This is a genomic window from Rhodanobacter sp. OR87 (assembly GCF_000473345.1).
In the GTDB taxonomy this organism is placed as follows: Bacteria; Pseudomonadota; Gammaproteobacteria; order Xanthomonadales; family Rhodanobacteraceae; genus Rhodanobacter; species Rhodanobacter denitrificans.
This window is the reverse complement of the sequence record NZ_AXBJ01000024.1, coordinates 58,103-64,606: the sequence shown is the minus strand read 5'-3', so window position 1 is coordinate 64,606 and position 6,504 is coordinate 58,103. Positions and strand designations below refer to the sequence as shown.

Sequence of the window (6,504 nt, the reverse complement as noted above, 5' to 3'; positions counted from 1 at the left end):
GCCTACAACCTGCTGCGCTGGGAAATGCACCAAACCGCTGGTGAGCTGGGCGTGCCACCGACCCGGCTCAGCTTCCAGGGGTTCACGCGCGCCATCGTGGCCGAGTTGCGATACGCCCCGCTGGAAACACCCGGCGCCTTTCCCAAACGACTCGCCCGCCTCCGACAGCAAGCCCACATCTATCTGTTGCCCGCACGACGACAACGATCTTGTCCCCGTGAAGTCAAACGCCGACCCCACAAATACCCCACGAAAAATGCCAGTCTGTCTTAACTGACTGGCATTAGGCTTCGAGCCGGCGTTTTCGTATGCGGGATGCGGCGGCTGCGCGCTCAGCCCGGCGGCCAGTGCATGCGGCGCCCGGCCAGCAGGTGGACGTGCAGGTGGTACACGGTCTGCCCGCCGTCCTCGTTGCAATTGATCACCGTGCGATAGCCCTGCCCGGCGAAACCTTCCCGCTTCGCGTACGCCGCCGCGGCCAGCAGCAACTTGCCGAGCAGTTCGGCATCGCCCTCCGTCGCGTCATCGAGCGTGGCCAGCGGCTGCTTCGGAATGAACAGCAGGTGCACCGGCGCCTGCGGATTCAGGTCGCGGAACGCCAGTACCTCGTCGTCTTCGTAGACGATGTCGGCCGGAATCTCGCGGCGGACGATCTTGCTGAAAATCGTGTCGGTCATGAGAGTTCCCTTGCGGTAATCAATCGAGCAGTTGCCGGCCGCCGAATGCATGCGCCAGCGTGCTGCGGTCGACGTATTCCAGTTCGCCGCCCAGCGGCACGCCATGCGCCAGCCGGGTCGGCCGCACGCCGCCGGCACGGGCCAGCTGGGCCAGGTAATGCGCGGTGGCTTCGCCTTCCACGGTCGGGTTGGTGGCGATGATCAGCTCCTCGATCTCGCCCTCGCCCAGGCGCTGGGTCAGTTGCGCCAGTCCCAGTTCTTCCGGGCCCAGTCCGTCCAGCGGCGACAGCCGGCCCATCAGCACGAAGTACTGGCCGCGGTAGCCGGTGGCCTGCTCGATCGCCGCCAGGTCGGTCGGCGACTCCACCACGCACAGCACCTGGCGCTCGCGGCTGGAGCTGGAACACAGCGCGCACAGCGGCTCCTCGCTGAAGTTGCGGCAGCGCTCGCAATGGCCGATGCGCCGCATTGCCTGCTCCATCACCGCCGCCAGCTTCAGCCCGCGCTCGCGTTCGCGCTCCAGCAGATGGAAGGCCATCCGCTGCGCACTCTTGCCGCCCACGCCGGGCAGGCAGCGCAGGGCTTCGATCAGGTCGGCGAGGAGGGGGGAACCGCTCATTCGATTCCAAGCCTCAGAACGGCATTTTGAAGCCGGCCGGCAGGTTCATCCCGGCGGTGACGCCGCCAAGTTTGTTCTTGCTGACTTCGGCCACCTTGTTCACCGCGTCGTTGATCGCGGCGGCGACCAGGTCCTCGGCCATCTCGGGATCGTCGGCAAACGTCTGCCGGTCGATCTGCACGCGACGCACTTCGTGCGCACCGGTCATCACCACGCTGACCAGGCCACCGCCGGCGCTGCCGGTGACTTCGAGTTTCGCGATTTCCTCCTGCGCGCGCTTCATGTCTTCCTGCATGCGCTGGGCCTGCTGCATCAGCTGGCCGATCTGTCCTCTCATCACACGGCTCCCGATTCGCTGTCAAAAGGTTTGATGGACTGCGGCACCACACGCGCGCCGAACTCACGCTTCAGCGACTGCACCAGCGGATCGCCCTCGATCGCCTGCTCGGCCGCGGCCTGCGCCGCATCGCGCGCCTGTGCGGCACGCGCCGCCGGGGTCTGCGCGGCGGCAGTCTGGCTGCTGTTGACGAAACGCAGGCGGATGCGCTCGCCCAGCGCGTGGCCGATGCGCTCCTCCATCTGGCTCACCATCGGCTCCACCGCCAGGCTCATGTGCGCCGGCTGCAGCGCCAGCACCAGGGTCTGCCCGTCGCGCTCGCGCAATACCGCATTCTGCGCCAGCAGGCCGAACGGCCCGCGCAGGCTGGCGCACTCGATCAGGGCCTCCCAGTCCGGTAATCCGTTGGCGTCGCGGGCCACCGGGGCGGCGGCGCCGGCCGGCGCCGCGGTGGGTGCGGGTGTCGTTCGCGGCGGTGAAGCACCATGCCGCGGTTCCAGCGTCGCAGCAGGTCGCATCGGTGCCGCCGGCGCGGGGCGTGCCACCGCTGCCGGGCCAACCGTGGTGGGCCGTTCGGCATGCACGGCCGGCACACCGTCGCCAGGACGGAACGCCAGCATGCGCAACAGCGCCATCTCGAAACCGGTGCGCGCATCCGGCGCCAGCGCCAGATCACGGCGACCCGCGGTGGCGATCTGGTAGTACAACTGCACGTCTTCCGGCGTGATCCGCCCGGCCAGCGCGGTCAGCGCATCGTCGTCGGCACCGTCCTCGTCCGGCCGGTAGCCGGGAATCAGCTGGATCAGCTGCAGCCGGTGCAGCACGCTGGCGATGTCGTCCAGCACGCCGCCGAAGTCCGGCGAGTACGAGGCGATCTGCGTGCATTCAACCAGCAGCCGCTCACCGTCGCCGGCAGCCAGCGCGTCGAGCACGCCGAGCACCTGACCGCGCGCCACGCTGCCCAGCATGTTGCGCACGTCATCGGCATGCAGCGCGCCGCCGCCGTAGGCAATCGCCTGGTCCAGCAGCGACAGGCCGTCGCGCAGCGAACCGTCCGCGGCGCGGGCCAGCTCGCCGATCGCACTGTCTTCGTAGGCGATGTTTTCCGCAGCGAGGATGTGCCGCATCTGGCCGGAAATCTGTTCCGGCAGCAGCCGCTTCAGGTTGAACTTCAGACAGCGCGACAGCACCGTCACCGGCAACTTCTGCGGGTCGGTGGTGGCGAGCAGGAACTTCACGTGCGGCGGCGGCTCCTCCAGCGTCTTCAAGAGCGCGTTGAACGCGTTCTTCGACAGCATGTGCACCTCGTCGACCAGGTACACCTTGAAGCGGCCGCGCGACGGCGCGTACTGCGCGTTCTCGATCACCTCGCGCACGTCGTCCACGCCGGTGTTGCTGGCCGCGTCGATCTCCAGCAGGTCGACGAAACGCCCCTCGTCCACCGCCGTGCACACCGAGCACTCGCCGCAGGGATCGGCCGACTGGCCGCGCTCGCAGTTCAGCGATTTGGCAAAGATGCGCGCGATGGTGGTCTTGCCGACGCCGCGGGTGCCAGTGAACAGGTAGGCGTGGTGCATGCGCCCGGTGTCCAGCGCATTGGTCAGCGCGCGTACCACGTGTTCCTGCCCGACCAGTTCGGCGAACTTGCGCGGGCGCCACTTGCGGGCGAGTACCTGATAAGACATGCCTGACTACCTTGGGGCGAAAGGTGATTGTGCCAAGTCAGGCAGGGTAAGTCAGTAAACGACGACCCCGAAATGGCGGCGGCCCCGCCAGCCACACCCCGGCACCCGAATCATTCGCTACCGTTGCTTCCTTCCGGACCTGGCGGAGTTTGCGAACTATCGTCGCGGGGGGACCGACGGGGCCACCATGGACGTGCACGACGGCAGTCGTGACTCACTCGAAACTGGCGGAGAGGGCGGGATTCGAACCCGCGATACGGGGTTAAGCCGTATACACACTTTCCAGGCGTGCTCCTTCAACCACTCGGACACCTCTCCGCAAAATCTTTATCGCACCATCTCGCACTGGGCGGGATTGTTCGGCTCATCCTGAGCCTCACCCCTCACTGGCGTTCGGGGCCAGCCTGGCGGCTGTCCAAATTCGTTCCGGACGAATTTGTCGAACCCGCGATACGGGGTTAAGCCGTATACACACTTTCCAGGCGTGCTCCTTCAACCACTCGGACACCTCTCCGCGGACTTGACCCTCCTTGCGGCAATCCAGTCCTGCAAAGAGTCCGCAAGAATACCGGCAGCAGGGCCATACAGGCAAGCAAGCCCGCGCCGATTCAGCCAGCGTCGCCCCTGGGTTCCATCGGGGCGGACAGGGCAATGCGTTCGCCGGGGCTGGCAATGCGATAGCCGAGCGAAGCAAGCGCGGTGCCGTCGGCCTCGCTGCCGTAGTGGTACAGCAGCAGCCGGGCGCGCAACGCTTCGGGATATTCGCGTTCGACGTCGTCGATGCCGGTGTGCGACGGATTGCCGACCAGGCCACAGTCGTGGGCGATGATCTCGTCGCTGCCGGCACGGCTGGCCAGCATCTCGGGAATCGGCCGGGTGTCGCCGGTGAAGATGAAGCTGCCGTCCAGCGCCAGGCCGTACGAGGTGCCCGGTACGTGGTGGCGGGTGGCGAACACGTCGAACCACAGGCCATCCAGCCAGAAACCGCGGGTGCACGGCACCAGCCGGAACGCCTCCCAGAAGTTGGCACCGCCCTCGGCCAGCGCACCGGGGTAGTCGGCCACGCGGGCCTGCAGCCACGGCACCAGCGCGGCGTGGGCAAACACCCGGGTGGTGCCGCGCAGGTGCGGGTCGAACCACAGGCGGATGAACAGCTGCTCCAGTCCGGCCACGTGGTCCATGTGGGTATGCGTGATGAACACCGCCGGCGGCAACGCGTCGTACGCCGCCATGTAGCGGTCGAGCGTGTCGGGGCCGCAGTCGACCAGCAGCATCGGCACACCGGCACGTTCCAGCACCACCGCCGACGAGCCCAGTGCCACCGCGTGCGCGGCGCCCACGCCGAGAAAATGCAGATGCCAGTTCATGGAGTCAGCGTACGCTCGTAGCGGTACAGCAGCGGTTGCCAGATGTTCTTCTCGAATGCCGTTTCGCCGTCGGCAGCCGCGCCCAGCTTGAGCAGCGACCGGCGCAGGCGTCGCAGGTTCGCCCGCTGCCAGCCCGCGGCCGGGATGCGCATGCGTCCGCGGTCGAAGTCGATCAGGTACAGCGCGCTGGGCGCCACCAGCACATTGTGCGCGTTCAGGTCGGCATGCCAGACGCCGGCGCGATGGAAACGCGCCACCAGCGCACCGACCTCCTCCGCCAGCTCGCCATCCAGCCGACCGGCGGCGAGGCATTCGGCCAGGGTCTGCGCGCCGGCGATGCGGCGGGTGATCAGGTCGGCGCTATAGAACAGGCCATGCCGGCGGTACCGCGCGGCCACTACCGGCGGGCCGGGCAATTCCAGCCGGGCGATCTCGGCAAGTACACGGAACTCCACGAACGGACGCGTGCGGTCGGCGCCGGTCCAAAAATACCGGTCGCCCATCAGCGCGGCGACCCGGCCTCCGCGACGATAATGCCGCAGCACGCATTCACCCACCGGTGCGGCAACGATCGCCACGCCGCCGCGGCCACCGGCCTGCGTGCGCAGCGCACCGCGCTGGCGCCAGTAGTCCGGCGCGAACCAGTCGTGCCCGACTTGTGGCGATACCTCGGCGTCGAACAGAATCGCGCCTTCGGCATCGGTGTGGGTTCGTTCCTGCATCATCATGCCCGGTGACTGTCCCGGATTCTAACCCAGCCTCATGACCAGCCCTTCCTCGATCTGCCTGTTGCGCACCTCCGCCATCGGCGACGTCACCCACGTGGTGCCGCTGGTGCGCACCCTGCAGCAGTCGTGGCCGCAAACCACGCTGACCTGGATCGTCGGCAAGCTGGAACGCAAGCTGGTCGGCGACCTGCCCGGCGTGGAGTTCGTCACCTTCGACAAGGCCGCCGGTTGGGCCGGCATGCGCGCGGTGCATGCGGCGCTGCGCGGCCGGCGTTTCGACGCGCTGCTGCAGATGCAGGTCGCCATGCGCTCGAACCTGCTCAGCCTGGGCATCAAGGCCGAGCGGCGCATCGGCTACGATCGCGCCCGTGCGAAGGACCTGCACGGCCTGGTGGTCAACGAGCGCATCCCGGCGCGAACCGGCGAACATGTGCTCGACGCGATCGGCAGCTTCTGCGAACCGCTGGGACTGCAGCAGACCCAGGTACGCTGGGACATCCCGGTTCCCGACGAGGCGCACGCCTGGGCCGCCGAACAGCTGCCCGGCGAGGCGCCGACCCTGCTGGTCAGTCCCACCTCCAGCCATGCGCTGCGCAACTGGCGGCCGGAGCGTTACGCCGCGGTGATCGACCACGCCGCTTCCCGCGGCTGGCGCGTGGCGCTGGTCGGCGGCCCCTCCGCCTTCGAGCGCGCGGCGGCCGACGCCGTGCTGGCGACATGCAAGTCGCCGCCGCTCGACCTCACCGGCAAGGACACGCTGAAGAAACTGCTGGCCCTGCTCGGCCGCGCCCAACTGCTACTGACCCCCGACTCCGGCCCGATGCACATGGCCAACGCCGTGGGCACCCGCGTGCTCGGCCTGCACGCGGCCAGCAACCCGCACCGTTCCGGCCCCTACTCCGACCGCCGCTGGTGCGTGGACAAGTACGACGAAGCGGCGCGCAAGTACCTGGGCAGGCCGGCCAGCGAGATTCCCTGGGGCACGAAGATCGAGAAGCCCGGCGTGATGGATCTGATCGGCGTGGACGAGGTGATCGAACGCTACGAGGCCGCGGCGCAGGCCATGCACCTGTTGTAGGAGCCCACCAGTG

At 68.1% G+C, this 6,504-nt stretch carries 7 protein-coding genes, 2 tRNA genes, 1 other RNA gene and 1 pseudogene; 2 read left to right on the top strand and 9 right to left on the bottom strand.

Going from position 1 to position 6,504, the window contains the following annotated elements:
• Nucleotides 1–273 (top strand): annotated as a pseudogene (locus tag RHOOR87_RS20830) (DDE transposase); the annotation flags it as partial.
• A 59-nt stretch (nucleotides 274–332) separates the two neighbouring features.
• On the opposite strand, the gene RHOOR87_RS0115745 reads toward RHOOR87_RS20830, so the two are convergent.
• The 9 genes from RHOOR87_RS0115745 to RHOOR87_RS0115715 all read right to left on the bottom strand — a co-directional run bounded on the left by RHOOR87_RS0115745 (nucleotide 333) and on the right by RHOOR87_RS0115715 (nucleotide 5,413).
• A complete protein-coding gene (locus RHOOR87_RS0115745; RefSeq protein WP_007513153.1) occupies nucleotides 333–677 on the bottom strand; it encodes a histidine triad nucleotide-binding protein in 345 nt (114 codons plus the stop codon).
• A 19-nt stretch (nucleotides 678–696) separates the two neighbouring features.
• Entirely contained in the window at nucleotides 697–1,296 is a 600-nt protein-coding gene (gene recR / locus RHOOR87_RS0115740; RefSeq protein ID WP_007513151.1) for a recombination mediator RecR, read from the bottom strand.
• Nucleotides 1,297–1,309: 13 nt separating this feature from the next.
• Nucleotides 1,310–1,633 carry a YbaB/EbfC family nucleoid-associated protein gene (locus RHOOR87_RS0115735; protein ID WP_027485554.1) on the bottom strand — a complete coding sequence of 108 codons (324 nt, stop codon included), beginning with the start codon at nucleotides 1,631–1,633 and terminating at the stop codon, nucleotides 1,310–1,312.
• A complete protein-coding gene (dnaX, locus tag RHOOR87_RS0115730) occupies nucleotides 1,633–3,318 on the bottom strand; it encodes a DNA polymerase III subunit gamma/tau (protein WP_027485553.1) in 1,686 nt (561 codons plus the stop codon). The genes RHOOR87_RS0115735 and dnaX overlap by 1 nt, the downstream gene beginning before the upstream one ends.
• A gap of 82 nt (nucleotides 3,319–3,400) precedes the next feature.
• An RNA gene (ffs, locus tag RHOOR87_RS19985) (signal recognition particle sRNA small type) lies at nucleotides 3,401–3,497 on the bottom strand.
• 46 nt (nucleotides 3,498–3,543) lie between these two features.
• Nucleotides 3,544–3,636 (bottom strand) — tRNA-Ser (locus RHOOR87_RS0115725).
• 81 nt (nucleotides 3,637–3,717) lie between these two features.
• Nucleotides 3,718–3,829 (bottom strand) — tRNA-Ser (locus RHOOR87_RS20490).
• Nucleotides 3,830–3,926: 97 nt separating this feature from the next.
• Entirely contained in the window at nucleotides 3,927–4,685 is a 759-nt protein-coding gene (locus RHOOR87_RS0115720; protein WP_027485552.1) for an MBL fold metallo-hydrolase, read from the bottom strand.
• Nucleotides 4,682–5,413: a 3-deoxy-D-manno-octulosonic acid kinase gene (locus tag RHOOR87_RS0115715; RefSeq protein WP_015447392.1), complete on the bottom strand. Its 732-nt coding sequence runs from the start codon at nucleotides 5,411–5,413 to the stop codon at nucleotides 4,682–4,684. Before RHOOR87_RS0115715 ends, RHOOR87_RS0115720 begins: the two co-directional genes overlap by 4 nt.
• 34 nt (nucleotides 5,414–5,447) lie before the next feature.
• On the opposite strand from RHOOR87_RS0115715, the gene RHOOR87_RS0115710 reads away from it, so the two are divergent.
• Entirely contained in the window at nucleotides 5,448–6,491 is a 1,044-nt protein-coding gene (locus tag RHOOR87_RS0115710; RefSeq protein ID WP_015447391.1) for a glycosyltransferase family 9 protein, read from the top strand.
• Nucleotides 6,492–6,504 lie beyond the last annotated feature (13 nt).

Bases quoted from the DNA above. Each gene is read 5' to 3' on its own strand.
- RHOOR87_RS0115735 (WP_027485554.1), bottom strand. From the start codon at position 1,633: ATGAGAGGACAGATCGGCCAGCTGATGCAGCAGGCCCAGCGCATGCAG.
- RHOOR87_RS0115710 (WP_015447391.1), top strand. From the start codon at position 5,448: ATGACCAGCCCTTCCTCGATCTGCCTGTTGCGCACCTCCGCCATCGGC.
- RHOOR87_RS0115715 (WP_015447392.1), bottom strand. From the start codon at position 5,413: ATGATGATGCAGGAACGAACCCACACCGATGCCGAAGGCGCGATTCTG.
- RHOOR87_RS0115745 (WP_007513153.1), bottom strand. From the start codon at position 677: ATGACCGACACGATTTTCAGCAAGATCGTCCGCCGCGAGATTCCGGCC.
- dnaX (WP_027485553.1), bottom strand. From the start codon at position 3,318: ATGTCTTATCAGGTACTCGCCCGCAAGTGGCGCCCGCGCAAGTTCGCC.
- RHOOR87_RS0115720 (WP_027485552.1), bottom strand. From the start codon at position 4,685: ATGAACTGGCATCTGCATTTTCTCGGCGTGGGCGCCGCGCACGCGGTG.
- recR (WP_007513151.1), bottom strand. From the start codon at position 1,296: ATGAGCGGTTCCCCCCTCCTCGCCGACCTGATCGAAGCCCTGCGCTGC.